At 47.2% G+C, this 671-nt stretch carries 1 protein-coding gene; it reads left to right on the plus strand.

What is annotated here, in order from left to right; translation table 11 throughout:
* A partial coding sequence (locus tag PPA04_RS09770) for a mucin-binding protein (RefSeq protein WP_444980866.1) occupies window positions 1-671 on the plus strand: 671 nt, incomplete at both ends.

The following is a 671-nucleotide window of genomic DNA, read 5'->3' on the forward strand; positions in this document are numbered from 1 at the left end:
TGCTGGAACAACAGCCTGGACAGCGACAAATGGTGATACGACCTTTGATGCCGTTGTTAGCCCAGTGGTGCCGGGATCTGTAGCTGATAAAGCGCAGACAGCTGCCGTAACTGACTTGAATGCCGATTCAGCAGATGTTAATGAGACCGTGACATACACGAAAGTCGGATCATTGGTACCAAGCTCAAGTGATGGGAACTTCCCTGGAGCACCAACAGTAGTCTATCCAAATGACCCAAGTGATGCGACGAAGGTTACACCAGCCGGTGTACCGACGGTACCAGGTTATACAGCACATGATCCAGAAGGTAATGTTTTGACACCAGGTAGCAGTTATCAGCCAAGTGATCCGACGAAAGATACAACGATCACCTATACAGCAGATAAGCAAAAAGGTAGTGTCAGCTACGTTGATGATACGACCGGAAAAACTTTAAAGACGGATTCAATTTCAGGAACAACGGGCTCGAAATCCAGTTATAGTACTAGTGGCAACATTGCGGATTATAAGAAACAAGGGTATGAGTTGGTTACTGATGGCTATCCAGCAGATTTGACGTTCGACAATGATGACACAACTGATCAGAACTTCACGGTTCACTTGAAGCATCAGCTGACGCCAGTGAATCCAACGGATCCACAGACACCGGGAGCGCCAATCAATCCAGATG

This window comes from Pediococcus parvulus (assembly GCF_007990205.1).
Lineage (GTDB): Bacteria > Bacillota > Bacilli > Lactobacillales > Lactobacillaceae > Pediococcus > Pediococcus parvulus.